Annotated in this window: 9 protein-coding genes (1 of these 9 running past the window's edge); all 9 read right to left on the reverse strand. The window is 69.9% G+C overall.

Features of this window, described 5'->3' with window-relative positions:
• Positions 1–10,328 carry part of the coding region annotated (locus tag ACFWP5_RS16575; RefSeq protein WP_384156048.1) for a hypothetical protein on the reverse strand (this coding region is incomplete at its 3' end). 50,940 nt of the annotated region lie to the left of the window's left edge, so 10,328 of the 61,268 annotated nt are shown.
• Positions 10,329–10,333: 5 nt separating this feature from the next.
• Positions 10,334–10,660, reverse strand: coding sequence for a hypothetical protein (locus ACFWP5_RS16580; protein WP_384156051.1), 327 nt, complete (start codon positions 10,658–10,660; stop codon positions 10,334–10,336).
• A 2-nt stretch (positions 10,661–10,662) separates the two neighbouring features.
• The gene (locus ACFWP5_RS16585; protein ID WP_384156054.1) at positions 10,663–11,298 is read right to left on the reverse strand and encodes a YbaB/EbfC family nucleoid-associated protein; all 636 of its coding nucleotides are present in this window, start codon (positions 11,296–11,298) and stop codon (positions 10,663–10,665) included.
• 53 nt (positions 11,299–11,351) lie between these two features.
• Positions 11,352–13,961, reverse strand: a complete 2,610-nt coding sequence (locus ACFWP5_RS16590) for an AAWKG family protein (protein ID WP_384156057.1) — start codon at positions 13,959–13,961, stop codon at positions 11,352–11,354.
• A 57-nt stretch (positions 13,962–14,018) separates the two neighbouring features.
• A complete protein-coding gene (locus ACFWP5_RS16595) occupies positions 14,019–14,522 on the reverse strand; it encodes a type VII secretion system-associated protein (RefSeq protein ID WP_384156060.1) in 504 nt (167 codons plus the stop codon).
• 85 nt (positions 14,523–14,607) lie between these two features.
• Complete coding sequence (locus ACFWP5_RS16600; protein WP_384156063.1) at positions 14,608–14,919, reverse strand: WXG100 family type VII secretion target; 312 nt, start codon at positions 14,917–14,919, stop codon at positions 14,608–14,610.
• Positions 14,920–14,983: 64 nt separating this feature from the next.
• Entirely contained in the window at positions 14,984–15,304 is a 321-nt protein-coding gene (locus tag ACFWP5_RS16605) for a hypothetical protein (RefSeq protein WP_384156066.1), read from the reverse strand.
• 537 nt (positions 15,305–15,841) lie between these two features.
• Positions 15,842–17,296: a type VII secretion protein EccB gene (gene eccB, locus ACFWP5_RS16610; RefSeq protein WP_384156069.1), complete on the reverse strand. Its 1,455-nt coding sequence runs from the start codon at positions 17,294–17,296 to the stop codon at positions 15,842–15,844.
• A 68-nt stretch (positions 17,297–17,364) separates the two neighbouring features.
• A partial coding sequence (eccD, locus tag ACFWP5_RS16615; RefSeq protein ID WP_384156071.1) for a type VII secretion integral membrane protein EccD occupies positions 17,365–18,221 on the reverse strand: 857 nt, incomplete at its 5' end.

Here is an 18,221-nt window from a genome sequence, read left to right on the forward strand (position 1 = left end):
TTCGCCTTCCACTCCTCGTGCTGGGCTGGGTTGTTCACCAGGACACGCACCACGTGTTCCCGGGATTCGCCGACCAGGTGGAGCTGAGCGTTGTCGAGCCGCCGGAGGATCACCCTGACCGCAGCATCGTTGAGCGGCTTGAAATCCTGGACCGATGCCTCGTTCAGGATCCAGCCGGGCAGGTCCTGCCATGCCTGGTCCATCAAGTCTTGATCGGTCGGCACCGAGGCGGCAGCGGCCGGGCTCTGGCCGACGGTGGTGTCCGAGGGACCGGCGGGAATGTCGGAGAGGTTGGCGGGGGTACCCGAGGGATCGACCGGGGTGTTGGCGGCCTTCTTCTTTTTCTTCGCCCCGCCGGGCAACTTCGCCGCGGCGTTAGGGTTCGGATTGAGGACGGCCGCGGGGATGCCGATGTCCGCGAGGTCCCGCGTGACCACGGCGAGCCGGGAGCGGGCGTCGGCCCGTCGGGAGGCCACGCTCTCCAAGGTGAGAGGCACGGGCAGCGGGCCGCGGGAACCGCTCGCCGTCTCCGTCGCGGCGGCGAGCCGACTGCGCTCGGCCGCGGTGAGGGACTCCAACGCCAGGCCGGCGTCCCTCAGTTCCTCTTCCGTGCGGTCCAGTTCCGCGAGTTCGGTCAGCAGCTCAAGGCGCTCGTCCATCAGCCCGCCGATCAGGCCGTCGTACATCTGCGCCGACTGCTCCCCCTCACGCCGCCGCTCGGGACTCGTCCGCGGGGTGGCGGACTCGGAGTCGCCGGCGGCCACCGGGGGTGCCATCAACGGCACGGAGACAGGGGCCGGCAGCACACCGCCGCGAGCGTCGGCGCTGTTCGTCCCGAAGGGCGAACCGGTCAGGAGTCCGTCGAGCCATTGCCAGGCAGGGGTCGGGAGGGCCTGGGGTGAACGTTCCTCCGCGAGGTGCGGTGCGGTGGTGGGCAGCACCTCCGCGTCGGTGCCGGGGGTACCGAAGGCGCCGGGCACCGGGTGGGTCTCGTCCCACTCCCGGTCGGCGTCGAACGGCTCCTTCTCCTCCTTCTCCGAGGCCTGTTCGGCAGAGGGCGCCGTGAAATCGGGGTACAGAGCGAAGTCGGTGAAATGCCGTTCGACACCGCTGTCGGGCAGGGAGCCGAGCAGCGCGTCCGGGACCTCGACCCACAAGGTGCGACGGGGGTCGCCGTCGGGGGTCAGTTCCAGGACGCCGTCGAAGCGGTGGGTGACGTAGTCCTGGTTCTTGACGCGGTACGGCTTGTCGTTGGTGCCGACCTCGTGGGCGTGCCTGGACTTCCACAGGCGCCCCCGCTTCCAGGGGTTGTCGAACAGGGTGCGGCCGGTCTCGTGCCTGCCGCCCATCTCCCAGCTGAGGCCCCAGTCGGCGCCGCGCTCGCGGACCGTGTCGTTCTTCGGCGCGGTCAGGGTGGGCTTGTAGCGACGGGTCTTGAGCGGGGCGGCGTCGGGGAGATGCCGGTGGGCGCTGGTCAGTCGCAGACGCGCGGTGACGGTCCTGTCCCCCACCGGGACCTGGTAGGTGCCGAGCAGCAGCCGCTCGATGCCGGGGCGGACCTGGCCGAGGCTCGTGTAGTGGTCGTAGACGGCCTCCTCGACGGAGGCGGGCGTCAGGTCGGCGCGGCGCAGAGTGGCCTCGTCGGTGAGGTCCGGCTCCGCGGCGGTCTGGAGCGCGGCGACCTTCGCCCACTCGTTCAGCGCGGCGGCCGCCCGCACGTCCCAGGGATGCAGCTCGGCGACGGTGGCACGCAGCTCCGCGCTGGGCTCCTGCGGCGCGGTCGCCGGGGTCCACGTGCCGCGCAGGGTTCTCGGGTCCGAGGTGGCCCAGGTGGTCACGGCCGTCGGGTCGCCGGCGGGGACGGTGAAAAGCGAGGGCACGAGCAGCCGGACCCGGCCGCCCCGGACCTCGATGGGCCGGAGCAGCGGGTCGGGCTCGGCCACCGGGGGCGTCGTCGGGGTTGGGGCGGCGGCGGAGGTCAGCGCGGCGACGTAGGTCGCGGCCTGGTACGTGAGGTGGGCGGCGGTGCGCTTCCACCGCACGGGTATCCAGCCGCCGGCGGTGGCCGCCGCAGAACGCAGCGCGTCGACCGGGGCGGTGAGGAACGCCGGCAGGAAACCGGCCACGGCGAAGGTGATCCGGTAGTCGATCGGGTGGTCGAACTCCTCGATCGTGCCCTTGAACTCGACGCCGTGGTCGTCCGTCGACTTCGTCTCCACGCCTGTGGAGGAGCCGTCGAGTGCCTCGGCGGAAGCCTGTGCGCCGCCCCCGCCGTACAGGGTGTGGTGCAGGCCGAAGTAGCCGCGTGCGCTCACCGCGCCGGACAGACCGCGCAGGCTCTCTTTGGCCTTCCGGAAGATGTCGACGGACTGGCTGCGCAGCTTCAGCTTGACGTCGCGCCGCACCCGGTGCCCGACCGGGACGCCGAGCCTGGTCGCTCGCACCTTGACGCGGATACGGCGGCCGCGCCCGAAGCGGCTCGGGGCGGGAAAGAGGCCGCTGACGCCGGTGCCGACGACGGTGTGGAACTGGTCGCGCAGCGCGTCCGAGCCCCAAGTCGCGAGGAACGCCTGGTACATGGCGTCGGGGACGACCTCGCCGTCGGTGGCGCGACGCAGCATGCCGAGCTGTACGGCGCGGTCCACGAGGGCGGTGAACACGGCGTCGGTGTCCATGGCCTCGGGGTGCAGGGCCGTGAGCGGGACGCTCCCGGCGTAGGCGCGGGTGAGTACCCGCGACCCGGCCGGTACCGCGGGCACGGGCGGGGTGCCGGGGTGCGGGCCGTCGCCGTTCTCGTGGGCCGCCATGGCCGCGGCGTGGTCGACCTCCTGGGCCAGGGAGGCGTCGAGGTCCTCCAGGGCCCGGTCGGGGACGAGCAGGCCGACGGCGTTGTCGTAGGCGAGCGTGACGGGTTCGACGACGGGGTCGGTGGTGCCGGTCCAGCGGATCAGCTCGACGTCGAGGACCACGTCGCCGCGCATGACCGTGGGGTGCACGGGGGTCCTGGTACCGTCGGCCCCGGTGGCCTCGGAGAGGTGGATGAGCCGGCTGGTGTGGATGTCGCCGGACGTCCTGGACTCGGTCTGCCCCTGGGCGACTTCGACGCCGCCGCGGACGGCGAACGCGGCACGCCACACCTCGTCGGCGCCCTCGCCGACGGCGGTGGAATCGGTGGTCGTGGCGGGGTTCGCGACGGACTCGCCGTCGGGCGGGCCGTCGGCGCGCTTCATGTCGACCTGGGGGTCCTGCCCGGAGCGGGCCTGGCCGGTGACCGTCAGCGAGCCCTCCAGCTCGTCGACCGTCCCGGTGACGTGGTTGTACGAGGTGCGTCCGGACTGGTACTGCTCGATCTCGCGGGGGTTGCGGGTCTCCAGACGGTCCTCGACGCGCTCGACGACGCGCGCGCGGATCCGCATGGCCTGCTTGAACTCGCCGACGGGGGCGAGCTGGACCAGCCTGCCCCAGGTGCCGGTGAGCTGTCCGAAGTGCGAGCCCAGAGCGCGCGGGGAGAGCGCGGCCGTCAGCTCTTCGGGCCAATTAGCCTCGTTCTCATGCCAGTTCACCGGCATGTGGTTCAGCCGGCCGAAGGCCGCCGCCACGTCGTGGACGAGCAGCGGCATGAGCGCGAACTTGGGGTAGAGACCGCCGGTCGAGCCGGGCCGCAGGTTCAGCTCGCGACGCAGCCGCAGAGCCCGCGCCCGCGTCACGACCTCCGGCTCCCCGGTCTTGGGGCGCGTGTCCAGGCCCGTGAGCAGTTGGACGGACACGGCGCCGTTGCCGTGGACCCAGAGGGTCTCGGCGCCGGTGGGGTCCGCCGCGACGGGAGTGATCGTGAGTCGCCAGGCCGCGTCGTAGGACTCCTCCGAGTTCCGCCCCGCGGCCTCGGTACGACGGTAGGAGATCCCGGCCCGTGCGAAGGTCTCGTCGGCCTTGCCGGTGCGGGTGTACTCGGGCAGACGGGCGGAGAACCGCAGCCGGCCCTGGCTGTCGTCGAAGTCGGTGCGCGGTCCGAAGGCGGTGCCGATCGTGCCGCGGTTCTCCGTCGAGGCGGTACCGGACGCCTGATGGGTGGCCTGCTGGCGTTGGCTGACGGTGGCGTCGAAGTCCTGTGTGTCGACGGGGGTCTCCCCGACGAAGAGCTTCGCGCCGAGCCGGTAGCGCTTCCCGGCCACCGTCACCGTACGGACGATGCCGTGCATGGCCTCGGAGAGGTCCGCCTCCAACGCACCCCGCGAATAGAACGAGTTGAGCTCGTTCTCCACGGCCGTCCAGTCGGTGGCGGCGATCCTCGCCCGTACGCCTTCGACCAGACCGGCGCGCAGCTCCTGGTCGCGTCGGCGCAGCGAGCGCCGCAGCCCGTCGATGACACCACCGCTGCCCGGCATCGCCGTGGCGACCGCGAACTCCGGGTCCCGGCCGCACCGGGGCGGCAGCACCGGCGCATCGGGGTTCTCCTGGCGCGCCCGGGTCTCGACGGCGAGCGTACGGGCGTCGTCGTCGGTGTCCGCCACCCACGACGGACGCTCTCCGTCGATGATCGGGGCCGCGGGCGGCGCCCAAGACTCCAGGAAGTCCACGCCGCGCCCGCCGCGCTCGGGGACGCCGACCTCGGCCGGGACCGCGACCTTGACCACGGCGATACCGGGGTGCGTGGCGGAGGCGACCGCGATCTCGAACTCCAGCTGCGAGGTGCCGCGCACCTGCCGGTCGGTCGAGTTCACCACGGTGTGCGTGTGGGTCTCCGCGAGCACCGACTTGGCGTTGGTCCGCTTGGCCCGGGCGCTGACGGCGAGCAGAGGCAGACGCCCCGTCGTCACGAACCTGACGTGGCCGTCCTCGTCGGCGACGGTCTCGCCGTGGTTGACGCCCGCCAGGTCGAACCCAGCGCCGAAGCGGGCCGAGTCGGAGAACTTGGTCTCCGTCGAGGAGGACAGCGCGGAACCGATGTCATCCCGGACCCTGACCTCCTTGACGACGTCGACCGCACGAGTTCCTCCCGGCACCGGCTTCAACCGGAAGTGGATGTTCCCGGAGAACTCGACCTCCGCCGTACGCCCGCCGCGCACCTGGATGGCGCCGGAGACGTCGCCGCCGCCCAGCATCACCCGGCTGCGGTAGCGGACCGCGCGCTCGGTCAGCTGCTCCCTGACCTCGCCGAGGATCTCCTGGACGGCCCGCGGCGACAGCCGGACGGCCCGCAGGTTGGCGTGCAGCCGTGCCACGGCCGCCGTGATGTCCACCGCGTTCAGCACGACCGGCAGTTCGGCCGCGCGGCGGCGCGCGACCGGGCCGGGAGCGGCGCGGTCCACCGGCGTCATGCTCGCGGGGTCCACGAACTGGCTCGGGAACGCCACCCTGATGTCGTGCGGCGTGCGGTCCAGCGGCCGACTGCTCAACTGCCGTACGCCCGTGGGAGAACGGTCCGCCGGGAGCTCGTAGAGAGCCTCCTCACCGTCCACGAAGACCCGGAAAGCCACCTCGCAGGAGAAGGGCTCACGGTCGCCCTCGTACAGCTTGCTGCTGCCGAAGACGAGCTGGCTCCACTTGCTCCGGCGCTGGTGTTCCGCGCCGACCCTCACCCTGGGTACGGGGAGGACGAAGGATCCGATCCGGCTCACCTTCGAGAGCGCGACGTTCATCAGGGTCATGTCGGAGTCGACCGACGTCTCCTTCGAACCCACGCCCTCGCCGACGGTGTTAGGGAAGCCGACGCGGTGCAGCTCCGCCTCGCTGTTCACACCGGGGAAGTCGCGGCGCACGTTGGTGAGAACCGGCTTGATCCACACCAGTCTGCCCTGCGACGCGAAGGTGTGCCCGTGCAGCAGCAGGTCCTCCCAGGCGCGTGCGTACGCCGTGTCGCCCGTCGCGGCCTCCACCTCGGAGAGCCCGTCCGTGGTCTCCTGGCTCAGCATCCGGGCGAGTTCGACCCGGATGTCCTGGTGCATGGCCGCCCGGGCCGGAGCGCCGTCCACGGCGGCCGGCAGCCGCAGAGTGTCGGCCGCCCGGCTCGCATGGAGGCGGGCCTTCTCGGCGGGGAGCGGGCTCGTCGCGGCCACCACCATGTCGCCCAGGGCACCGGGCACCAGCCACGGGTGACCGTAGCGGTGCCGGCTCGCCGGGCCGTCCTCGTCCTGGGAGTACGTCGACTCGGTGTCACTGTCCCTCGACAACGGCACGGGATCCGGGGCCGGGGCCACGACCGGTCGCAGCAGTGAACGCTTCGGACGCGGCGGCGTCGCGGAATCCTTGCCGACGATCTGGATCCGGCGGGGATACGTCGCGGTCCCGGGCTCGCCGGAGACGGTGTGCTCGGAGACGACGATCGTCGGCACCGACGAGACCGGGGGCCGTGCGGGCACCGGAACATCGGCGCCCCTCTCGTCCACCCCTGCGGTGAACTCCCGCATCGCCCGCAGGGCGAGTTCCGAACGCCGGTAGTCCTGCACCGGGTTGGGCGTGTCGGGACCGATGAGCGGCGCGAGGTTCGGCGGTCCGTAGACGCGGCGCAGCAAGTCCTGCATCGCGGGCGAGGAGAGGGTGAGCGCGGCCGCAGGACCGTTGCGCCGCCGCTTCCCGCTGAAGGGGTCCCGGCCGGCGTTGGCGTTGAAGTACGCCAGCGAGAGCTGCGCCCAGAACTCCTCCGGCTTCAGCCTGGAATAGGCGTCCGGCCACTCACCGGCGGAGCCCTGTTCCTGCTTTGCCGTCCATTCTTGGTGGATAAGGTCCTGGTCCGCCTGAGCCAGTCCCGTCAGCTGTACCGCGTGGGCCATCTCGTGCAGCGCCTCGGAGTACTTCGCGGCCTGCTGTTCCGCGCCCTCGACCTCGGCAGCCGCCATGCCGAAGAGGTTCTCCTCCGCCACGGCGACAGTGAGTGTCTCCAGTGAGGCCGCGCCGCGCATGGCGTCCCAGAGCTTGCCGGTGCCCGGCAACGTCTCGACCCCGGCCAGGTGACGGAAGGCCGGCATGTCCGTGATGCGCTCCTGACGGCCGAGGATCCGGACCGTCATCCCGCTGTCCAGCAGACGCAGTGCCGTCTGCGGGTCGTGCAGCAGACCGGCCAGCAGTCGGCGTGCGCGGTACGCCCCCAACAGCGGCTCGTCGGAGACGGCGGCCCGCTCGACGATCAACAGGCCGGCAAGCTCGGCGAATTCGGGTCCGCTCACCTCGGGGGAGGCGGCGAGGCTCCGCAGCAGCTCGCGGCCCTGCTCGGTGGTACGCCACTGCCGTTGTGCCGCGTTCAGGGACCCGAACGCGTTACGCCGTCCGTTCCTGCCCTGTCCGAGGAGCGCGGCCAGGTCGAGGTGCCAGTTCTCCGGTTCCGGGTGCGGCCGTACGTCCGGAGGTGCGGGCTCGGTGTGGTGGGCGGGCTCGGCGCCGGTCTGCAGCGCGCAGGCGCTGATGACGCCGACCTCCACCGGGGGTGCCGCCAAGGGCATGACCAGGGGGGTAATCGGTGCGCGGGAGACCGGCAGATCCATGTCGTCCCGGGCGGGCGCGCTGTCGAGGCGCTCCAATGCCTCCTCGATACGGCCGAGTTCGGCGTCGATGTCGTCGAGACGTAGGTGGATCCCTATGGCACGGGCCCGGTCGAGACGCGGTGCGGCCTCCTCACCCGGGTTCGGCGCGGGGTGGACACCACGGCCCAACTCGCGCAGCAGATCCTGCCGTTCGCGCCAGCGCGCGGCGAACTCCTCCTGCAACTCGCGGGCCCGCTCCCGCTCGTCGCCTCCCTCGACGTCGAGGGGGCCCTTGCCGAGGGCCTCCTGAGACGCGGCCACGGCCTCCTCCTCGGTCGCAGCCGTCCCCTCGGAGCCGGTCTCCCACAGCGCGGAGTACTCGCTCTCCGTCTCGCTGCCGGCCTCGCTGGCCGAGTCGTCGACCGAGGAGCCGTCATCGACCGGCTTGCCCGACAGGATGGCGTACGGGGCGGTCCGCGCCGACACGGACAGGACCGCGACGGTCTCGGCGGGCGTGACACCCGTCGTGGATATGGGCGTGGATTGGTTCTGGTTCTGGTTCTGATCAGCCTTGCCGGGAACCGCACTTGAGGTGGTGAGCGGGGCGGACGTCGTCAGCGAGGTCGACGCGGTGCCCGGAGTTCCGCTCTCGGTCGGTACCGCACCCTGGGTGGGGCTCGCCGGGGCCACCGGAGTGGTCGGTCCCGCGAACGGCACCCGAAGGCTGTGCTTGGCGCCTGAGACGACGAGACCGTCCGGCAGAGCCCGCACCGTCAGCGGCGGCTCCACCTGCGCCGCGATCTTCGCCGCGGCGGCCAACGGCGCGGAAGCCGTGCGGAGTTCTCCGGTGACGGGATTCAGCGCCAGTCCGGCGGACGGCTGCACCAGGTCGTTGCCCTGCGCGACCCAGCCCTGCGAGGGGACCGGAGTGCCCTGCGCGAGTCGGATCGCACCGGTGGTCGGGTGCACCTGGTAGGTGTGTGTGTCCAAGGTGGGAGAGCTGACACCGTGCCAGTTCTTCGCGCTCCCCGTGGGGGCCGTGGACTGTGCGGGGTTCTGGGCCTGTTGCGCGGTCGGCTGCGCAGGGGTCTGGGCCTGCTGCGCGGACGGCTGCGCCTGGGACGACGTGGTGTTCGCCGCCCCGCCCGTGGTGTGCGGTGCCGCTGTCTGCTGCGTGGCCACGGGCTGCGTCCCGGCCGTACCCGAGGTGACGCCGGGCGACGCGGCAGGCGTACTGACGCCACCCGACTGCTGTGTCACCACCGGCTCCGTGCCGGCCGTACCCGAGGCCGTACCAGGCGTCGCGGCAGATGTGCTCACGCCACCCGAGTGCTGCGTGACCACCGGCTGTGTGCCGGCCGTACCCGAGGCGGTGCCTGATGTCGCGGCCGGGGTGTTGGCGTCGACCGAGGTTCCCGTGGTCGTCGTGGTCGGGTGCGAAGTGGTGACGCCAGGTTGCGCGGTTCCGTCGCCGACGGTGGGCTGAGTGGCGGCCGTGACGTCCTGCTGCCGGGACACAGACGGGTCGGCCTCGCCGTGCTGTGTCGTTCCTGAGCCTGTGCTTCCGGTGTGCGCCGACGTCGATCCGGTGTGCGTGGTCACTACGGTCGTCCCGGCCCCGGGGCTTTCCTGGAAGGGCAGTTGGGACAGAGCCTGGAGGTTCTCCTGCGCCGCCGTCTGTGTGGTCGTGGACGCTGGGAGCGGGTCCGGGTTCAGGTTCAGGTTGCCGTAGCCGACCTCGATGGGGGATTTCCGCAGTCCCTTGACCAGCTCGGCGAGGGACTCCTGGCCCTTCTCCATGTGGTGGCTGGCCACACCGCTGCTGGTGCTGCCGACGAAGGTCTCCGCGCTGAGGGGATTGATCGGTTGCTGGAAGATGCCGGAGATCACCGGCTCCAGGAAGGTCTCCAGGGAACCCTCCATGAGCGCGTGCTCCGAGACGTGGACGAAGCCACCGTGTTCACCGTCGGCGTGCTCGTCGCCGTGGCCGCCGACGGTCGCCTGCTCGGTGGGGTGCTCGTCGGGGTGCACCGTCGAGGTGGTGTTCGGCCGTGGCTCGGGGACGGGCGTCGGCGTCGGTTCGTCGATCGCCGGCGGCCTGATCGTCGGGTTCGGGGCGGTGTTGTGCGGAAGCGGGACGTCGAACTTGCCGTCGGCCTTGTGCAGGAGGTTCTTGATCCAGTTGGCCACCATGGGGAGGTTGGCCATGCCGATCCCCATGAAGGCGCCGAAGACGGCGTCGATGGCGATGGATTCCCAGTCGAAGCCACCGGGCCGGAACCCTTCCGGCGCGGCGGTCATGAGGCCCAGGCGCACGATGAAGTTCATGAAGGCCTCCTCGAAGGCCTCCGTGATGCCCGGCATGAGCCTGGAGCGGCGCAGCAGCTCCAGTAGGGCGGCCAGCAGGGCCACGCGACTGCGCGCCAGCGCGGTGGCCCATGCGGCCGAGACGCCACCGACACCGAAGTAGCTGAGGATCATGAGAACGATGAACTCGACCAGCAGGCGGATCAGTTCGGCGAGAATCTGCCACTTGGTCTCGTAGATGGTCTGGGCCATCGAGGTCTGGCCGTCGGCCACGTTCTTCAAGGACTCCTTGAAGTCGTTCAGGTAGTTCTTGTTGCCCCGCCCGGTGAACACCCCCATCTGTTCCCGGTACGCCGGCGCCATCTTCTCCGGCAGGTATTCGGAGGCGTGGTCGATCGACTGGTTGATCTCGGCGATCAGCCCGTCGACCTTGTGGTTGAGAACATCGAAAGGCTGACGACTGGCCAGAGCCTGGGTCTCGTCCGCCGAGGGGAACAGTTCTCCGGTCGCCAGCCACAACAGGCGCGCGAGGATCTCGTCAATGCGGAGTGGTCCTTGTGCCATGGGCGTCAGTGGTGGGTGTTTGCCGACTGGACCACGGCGGCGCTCTGGGCCTGCGCCTCTGTCAGCATGGCGGCGTTGTCGTGCGTGGATTGTGCCGCACCCTGGATGGCGCCGAAGATCGCCTCGCCCGCGGTCTGGACGGCGCCCATGTTGGCGAGCCAGGTCTGGAAGGCGTTCTCGGAGAACTCGTCATGCCGGTTGCCCCACCAGCCGTCGTACTCGGCGACGGAGGTCAGGAACACCTGCCACATCGCTTTCGCGTCCGAGCCGAGCTGGTCGATGGAGCCCGCGCCGGAACCGTGTCCGGACGCGGATGCCCTGAACTGAGCCATGGTCAGCCTCTTTCCCTGCTCTGGGCCCGGTCGGCGGACGCCTCCGGTGTCTGCTCCTGGTCGTCCTCGACGATCTCGTCGAGGAGCTTGCGTGACGCGGTGTCGGTCGGTGTCGCCGCGGCGGGCGTCTCCGGCGCGGGGACCGGCTCCGGCTCGGTCTCCTCGTCGACGATCTCGTCGCGGAGCTTCCCGCTGGCGCCGGTACCGGTGTCCACCAGCACGGGGGCGGACGGGTTGGCCAGGCGGTCGAACAGCGCGTCCCAGTTCGTGGGGGCGGGCAGCGCCGCCCCGTTCGCGGCGTACTCGGGGGGCGGGCCGAAATCGGCGAACGCACCCTTGTGCTCCGTCAGCGGGCGCAGGGCGTCGGTGACCCGCTCGGCCATCCGCGTGCGCGCGGTGGTCACCGTCTCCATGATGATCGCCGACAACTGCTCGCCGTCCAGGGCGCGGTGGCGGTCGCCCTGGAACTTCAGCGACACGAGCTGGCATTGACTGCCGACGGTGACCTCGACACTGCGGTCCTTGGAGAGCACCGTCACGGAAGCGCTGTCGAGCTCCTCCTGGATACGGCCGGCGTTGGCCTGGACGGTTTCCAGCTCCGCCATCGCCAGGGCCAGCTTGTCCTCGATCGAGGCCATCGCTTCTCCTTTCCGTTCCGTTCCCTGCCCACAAGCGCCGTACGGTCGCCGTGTCAGCGGCCGATCACCGCCGGGCTGCCGCCCTCCTCCACGCCCCAGACGTCGTCGTCCTCGGCCAGCCAGTGCTCGCGGTCACGGTCCTGGCTCTCCGTGGCCGGTCCCCCGCCGGGACCACCGGTACCCACTGGGACACCGGACGCGGTCTCCGTGCGCGGGGCAGCGGTCGGGGTCTCCTCCTCGATCCGGGCGGGAGTGGGCCTCAGCCGGGTCGGAGCAGCTCTGCCCGTCTCCCCGCCGATGACCTCCCGTACCCGGCCCTTGGACTCTCCCTGGCCCCCCTGACCGCCGCCCATTCCTCCCATGCCGCCCATGGGCATCCCTCCGGTCCCCTCGGCGGCCGTCGAGGCCGCTGCGGAACCGAGATAGGAGGAGCCGACATCGGCGGCGCCGTTCGCACCGGTGAAGTCAGTGGAAAGATCGTATCCAGCCTGCTGTCCGGTATTGACCGAATTGACCGAGCCCGCATTCGCCGCGCTACCCGAAAGGGCAGCGGAGGTGCCCGTGCCCGCGCTGCCCGTACTGGCACCCGGGATTGAGTAGGTGTTCTTGACGCCGCCGTCGGGGTGCACGGTCAGCTTGCTGCCGTCCGGGTTGGTCAGGGTCGTCGTGCCGTTGGGGTTCTGGGTGTGCAGGACGCCGTCCGAACCCACCGTGCTGACCGTGCCGTTGGGCGAGGTGATGGTGGTGCCGCCGCTGGGCGTGGTGGTGGACACCGTGCCGTTGGGCGTCGTCACCGTCTCGGTGCCGTCCGGCGTGATGTGGGTGACCGTGCCGTCGGGGGCGGTGTAGGTCTCGGAGCCGTCCGGGTAGGCCGTGGCCGAAGACCCGTCGGTGTGCTTGGTGGTGATCGACCCGTCGGCGTTCTGCGTGGTCGTGGCGCCGGAGCCGGTCGCGCCGCCGATGGGGGTGACTGTGGTCCCCGTACTGACCGTGCCGTCCGGCGAGGTCGTGAAGGCGCTGCCGTCCTCGGTGCTGGTGTGCACAGTGCCATCGGCATCGACGGTACGGACCGTGCCGTCCGGGTAGGTCGTGGTCAGGCTGCCGTCGGCGTTACGCACCGTCACGCCCCCGGTGCCGACCGGGGTTGTCGTGCCGGTACCCGTGCCGGTGTCCCCCAGGGTCGCGCCCGATATCCCGGTGGTCGTGGCCGTCGCTCCGATGCCGGCACCCGTCCCGTCCAGAGCGTCGTTGACGGCGGTCGTGGCCGCGCTGTTCACGTCGGCGCCGCTGATGGGCGTGTTCGTCGTCGTGGTGCCGGTGCCACCCGTACCCGTGCCCGTATCGCCGGTTCCCGTGTCACCTATACCGGTGTCGCCGATGCCCGTGTCACCCGTGCCGGTGTCACCGGTACCGGTGGGGTCGGGGATGTCCCTGTCGGTCGCGTTCGGCAGGGACGTGTTGCCGTCCGGCGTATCAGTCGAGATATTGGTGTTCGGATCACTCGTGGAGGTGGTGGAGCTGGTGGTGAAGCCACCCTCGAAGATCACCGAAGCCTCGTTCAGGGCGTGGTCGACGTTGGCCATCTCGGTGCCGGCCACGCCTGCGAGGTCCGTGTCGATGTGCCCCCACCACGCCTTGATCGCCGCGTTGCCAATGGCGGCCCAGGCCGACATCTGCGTCAGGTCGCCGTAGAGCGGATGGGTCGGGACGAGACCTCCGTCCTGCACCAACTTGGCCGATTCGGGCGAGAAATCGCCGTATTGATCATTGGTCGAGTGAATGGAGACGTGACTCGTCTGATTGCTGTCGACCCAGTTAACGAGCGGGGCCATGATCTCATCATCGAGAATCTTGAGAATGCGTGACTTGTAAGAGGCCTGCCAACTATTGAAGGGCCCGAGAAGGTTCCCTGCCGACGTGTGGATCGATTTCTCGAGCCCGATCAGCGCGTCGCCCGGCCGGTTGTTGGCGGGGGTTCCGCCTTCGAGCGGCGCGTTGGTACCAGCGTAGTCGGCGGAGCCCATCTGGTTGCTCCACGACGTGTAGTTCGCCGACATCTCAGTGAGCACCTGGGTGAACTGCTGCGCGCCGTTGCCCTTCCAGGAGGCGCTGCCGCTGTCCATGCCGTCGACCCAGTCCTTGAGCTTCTTCTCGTACTCCCTGAAGAATTCCTGCGTACGGTCGAACGCACGGGACACCGCTGTGAAACCGGTGAGATCCACGGCGTCCGCGATGGCGACCGAACCGATTCCGGAATCACCACTGCCGTAGGTGATGCCTTTGGTGGAGTAATGCGTGCTGAGTGCACTGAACGCATACCAGGGACCGTTGGAGTAGATGTCGAGATTGGCCCCTGTGGAGCCACCCGGTGCGGACTCGTGGGCGTCCCACAGGAAATCGATGTATGCCTTGTACGAATGGATCTGATCGCCGATGACCTTGAAGAGGAGCACCGTGTAGGTGTGGCCTTCATGGACGTATCCCCAACTCTGATTGAGGGGGCCGTTCCTGTCCCACATCCACACTTCACTGATGGTGACGTTCATCAGCGGGATGTTGTCGTTGCCGTGGATGTCGGTGAAGACCTTGTCGCGGGCGGGCAGCAGCATGCCCGTGAACATCATGACGGCGTCGGCCCATTTGTCACCGGTCGGGTCTGCCATTGCCCCTGCTCCCGTTCGTCGTACGCGCTCGTTGCCGCCGGATGCCGTGTCCGGTCGTCAGACCCCGAGGCCCGTGTTCGTATTCGTGCCCGTGGTGTTGCCCGTGGTCGTTGTCGCGGTCGCGGGGTGGGAGTCCCGGTTGACGTACTCGAAAATATCCTCCGCCTTGTCCATGTTGATCATGTCGAGGTTGGAGAGCTGGTTGTTCCGCATGTCGGTGACACAGGCCAGCAGCGCCTGGGAGAGGTCGCTGGTGATCACTCCCTGCCGCAGCAGGATCTTGGACAGGTCGGTGACGTACTTCTCCACCGCCGACTGCAGAGCGGCCCCGCCGGAACTGAACGCGCTTGAGGCCATATTGCCGATGGGCAGTGGTTGCGCCATGCCCTCAAAGATGCTGGAGGCACCGCCACCGGTCGTGAACTGGGTGACGGAATACGCGTTGTTGCCGGGTCCCTGCCGCTGGAGGTTCTCCAGATCGTCGTGCAGGATTCTCAAGTCGTCGTCGGCGAAGTTCTTGATGCTGTCGGCGTCGAGCTGGGTGACCGGACTCTCGGCCATGATCTCTCCCGTGGGGGTTCACCTGCGTGGGAACGGACGGGTGCCCGCGGCGGGCGGCGCCTCGGGCACCCATCCCGGTGCTCGGTCAGCTGGTCGCCGTGTTCGCCATGCGGCTGGCGTTTCCCGCGTCCGTGGTCTGGTAGCCCTCGACGATGTCCATCAGAGCCTTCGAGTGCAGTCGGATCGCATCGCCGACGCTGTTCGCCCTCTGCTTCCATTCCGCGAACTTCTGCTCGAACTGGTCGCGACTCATGCCCTTCGCGCTGTCCTCCCACTGGAGAATGCTCGAGTGGAGGTTGTCGATCGTGTCGATGAGCTGACCGTTGACGTTCAACAAGTACTGGGTAGCGTCCTCAGCGGCTTGGTACTCGATGAGGATCTCGCCGGCTTCCGCCATGTCTCGCTCCTGGGGGGTGTGTTGCGGGCGTACGACGTCCGCACGACTGGTTACTGACGGTCCGTCAGCTTCCGGCCATGATGCCGAACACCGAGTCGTTACGGATCTTGGTGATGTTGTCGAGCTGGTTGGTTACGCTCTGCCCGTCGTTCGTCAGCATCGACGTCTGGATGTTCTCCATACCCTTTTGGATCTGGATAGCCGTGTTCACCCAGTTCTGCAGGAGATCCTTGAACGCCTCGCCGTCGACGCCCTGGAAGCTCGGGAACAGCGAATCGGCCTGGTTCATGACGCCGTTGGCGAGCCGGCCGACATCGCCGGCGCTACTGTCCATCATGTTGGCGATCTGGGTATTGGCTATATGGCTGCTTTGCTGGGTAGCCATGCACATCCCTCCGTGCAAACGAGACGCGGGCCCTTGTCGGAAGTGGACACACCCCCGACCGTTGCCCGGCGGCCGTGGTATCGGCCCGCTGGGCAACGAGTCAAACAGCTCAACCGACCTACTCCTGCGGTGAGTTCGGTGTCCTTCCCGCGCTCCTGGCCCAGACTGCCCGAAAGGGATGCGCACGGAGGGACGCCGCCGTCGGCAAGGGGTCGATGAGGCCGCCTTCCCGGCGCCGTTCATCGCGGCCGTCGGGTCCAAGTCCGGCATCAGGAAGACCATGCCGCACATCCCGGTGCCGGTGACCATGAGCCCGTCGGATCAACGGCCCCCGCGGCCGTCCCCGCCCGACCGGCACGCAGACCGCGGACCCTGCCATCGCCAGGAGACCCGCGAAGCCTTCTCCGTCGCGCTCGCCACGGCCACCGGATCCAGGCGCGAAACAAGACCGCGCCACCCAGCCCCCACCCAAGTGGCCGCCCCCGGATCAACGCTCCACCGTCGGACCGCACCCGGACCCGCCCGACGGCTCCACCGTCAGCAAGGCGTCGGCGAAGCCTTCCCGCTCCCGCTCGCCGCCGCCGTCGGGTCCAAGTCCGGTCCTGTGGGCAGCATTTGGAGCATCCCTGCGGGCAACCCGCGCTCGTCGGCCACCGTGTAGCCGAGGGCGGTCAGCGCGGCCGTGTTCGGCACTAGGTATTTGACACCGAGGTCCGTCACCAGGAAGACCGAGCCGCCCATCTCGGTCCCGGTTGCCGCGAGTCCCCGGATCAGCGCCCCGCTGCCGGCCCGTACCCGGATCTGGTCGACGGATATGCAGGCCGCGTCGGTCGCGGCCGGAACCTTGCCAGCCCCCGTCGAACTCGTGTCCCGTGGCACCAGCGCGACCGACACCGTGACACCACCGTGCGTGCGCGGCTCCACCAGTACACAGGCGTCGGTGTTCTCGGGCACGTTCGAGACACTGGGAGGCGAGGTGGGCACGCCCGAATCTGCGAGCAGGCCGGCTCCGGGAGTCTCCGCGGACTGCACCTCGCTCTGGTCGATCTCCCGAACGCTCGCCGTACTCCCGTCGTAGGCGAGCTTGCGCACCTCGGGGTCACCGGTGAGGAGGGCCGCGACCGTCGCCGTCACCCTGGTGAATCCTGACCGCGTGTAGACGGCGTAGTGGGCCGGACCGCCCGGCACGTCCACCTTGAAGACCTGCCCCACCCGCACCGAGAGGCCGACGAGTCCTGCCCCCTTCTCGCCGAGCCCTGGCAGCGTGGGCACGGTGAGGTCGGGGCCCTGAGGCAGCGAGTTGACGAACGCCACCGAGACCCGACGCAGCGTCAGGGAGCCGTAGCCCAGGGCCTGCAACTGCCAGGAAGGGTGCGGGATGCGCAGCCGGGTGCCGTGCCACACCAGGTAGTCGGTGCCGTCGGGTGCGGTGATCAGCAGGGCCTGGTCGTCCCCGAGTGCGCCGCCGACGGGTTCGCCGATCACCAGTCGGGTGGCCTCGCCGCCGGACGGCGAGGTGTCGTCCTCGGCCCGCGTCGAGCACACCTGCCAGCCCTGTGTCACCAGGTCCGCCGGGGCCGGCCAGGAATCGGGAGCGCCAGCTATGCCCACCGGAGCCCCGTGCGAGGTGTGTGCCAGGGAGTTGTGGTCGACCTGAACGACCGTCGGACTGGCGCCCAACAGCAGGTTCTGCGAGGCCGTGTTGAGCAGCGGGCGCAGCAGTCCGCCCGTGTACAGGAAGCGGCCGCCCGACTGCTTGTCGAGGACCACGGTGCCGTCGGCCCGCCAAGTGTCGCTGTGCCCCGGGAAAATGAGCCCGATCAGGAGCGCGCCGGCGCAGCAGACCACGGCGGCACCGATACCGAAGAGCATGCCGCGGTTGGTGCGGCCCGCTGGGCTGTCGGGCAGATCGGGGTTGATGCGGGACAGACTGGTGGTGAGCCGGTTCATCACGAACAGGTGGGCCTGGACCTGGTCACGCCGCGACTGCATGGCCGGCTACCTCTCGGTGTCGTGGGCTTCGGGACTGGGGCGTCACTTCGGGAGACGGGCAGCGGGTGTCAGCTGAACATCAGGCGCAATTGGCCGTAGACGCCGAGCACCCACAGCACCAACGGCAGCACCGCGACGGCGCTGAGGGAGTGCAGGATCTCGCCGGCCCGTCCCCAGTAGGGCACCATGCGGCGGCCGGGAACGGTCCAGACCGCCACAACGACACCCGAGGTGACGAGCAGCGTCGCGGCGACAAGCCCCTCGCGCCCCCACGGGCCGAGGCCCATGGCCATGCCGACTACGAGAGCCGTGGCACCGACGGCGCCGGGTATCACCAGAGCGAGGCGCTGGGCAATACTGCCGAGGCGGCCGCCGTGCAGCACGAGCAGCAGGGCGAACACGGCGGCGGTGATGTCGGGGGCCAGTCCGTCGTCGGTGGACAACAGCGACAGCGCGGATCCGCAGATCACGCCGATGGCGGCGAACAGGGCGGACATCCAACTGTCGGCCACGGCGCTGCGCCCGGTGACCTGCTCGCTCGAGTGCGGTTCTATGCCCTCCTGCAACTGCTGGGCGTTGGTCGGCAGCGGCGGCATACGCATTCCGGCGAGCCGGAACGAGATCACCGGCACGAACGCCCCGAGGAACACCGCGAGTACGGCGACGACGCCCGCGCTCTGGGCCAGCGGCACGTCGAACACCGCCGCAACGACGCCGAGCAGCGCCACGGCCGTCGCCACGAGGCCCGCCGCGGACAGCACCGGAGCGGAGCCGCCCGCAAGGGCCAGAGCCAGAGCCGCCGCGCCGGTGGCGGCCACTCCGCCGGACAGCAGGCCGGCGGCGTGGCTCCGCGCGGCCAGGCCGCCGCCGGTCGCCAGTACCCATCCGGCGACGGCGAAGAAGGGCAGGCCGGCCAGTCCGAAGG

Source organism: Streptomyces sp. NPDC058469 (assembly GCF_042721125.1).
Lineage (GTDB): Bacteria > Actinomycetota > Actinomycetes > Streptomycetales > Streptomycetaceae > Streptomyces.

Excerpts from the sequence above, each read along its gene's own strand:
- ACFWP5_RS16580 (WP_384156051.1), bottom strand. The coding sequence starts at position 10,660 with ATGGCTCAGTTCAGGGCATCCGCGTCCGGACACGGTTCCGGCGCGGGC.
- ACFWP5_RS16585 (WP_384156054.1), bottom strand. The coding sequence starts at position 11,298 with ATGGCCTCGATCGAGGACAAGCTGGCCCTGGCGATGGCGGAGCTGGAA.
- ACFWP5_RS16590 (WP_384156057.1), bottom strand. The coding sequence starts at position 13,961 with ATGGCAGACCCGACCGGTGACAAATGGGCCGACGCCGTCATGATGTTC.
- ACFWP5_RS16595 (WP_384156060.1), bottom strand. The coding sequence starts at position 14,522 with ATGGCCGAGAGTCCGGTCACCCAGCTCGACGCCGACAGCATCAAGAAC.
- ACFWP5_RS16600 (WP_384156063.1), bottom strand. The coding sequence starts at position 14,919 with ATGGCGGAAGCCGGCGAGATCCTCATCGAGTACCAAGCCGCTGAGGAC.
- ACFWP5_RS16605 (WP_384156066.1), bottom strand. The coding sequence starts at position 15,304 with ATGGCTACCCAGCAAAGCAGCCATATAGCCAATACCCAGATCGCCAAC.
- eccB (WP_384156069.1), bottom strand. The coding sequence starts at position 17,296 with ATGCAGTCGCGGCGTGACCAGGTCCAGGCCCACCTGTTCGTGATGAAC.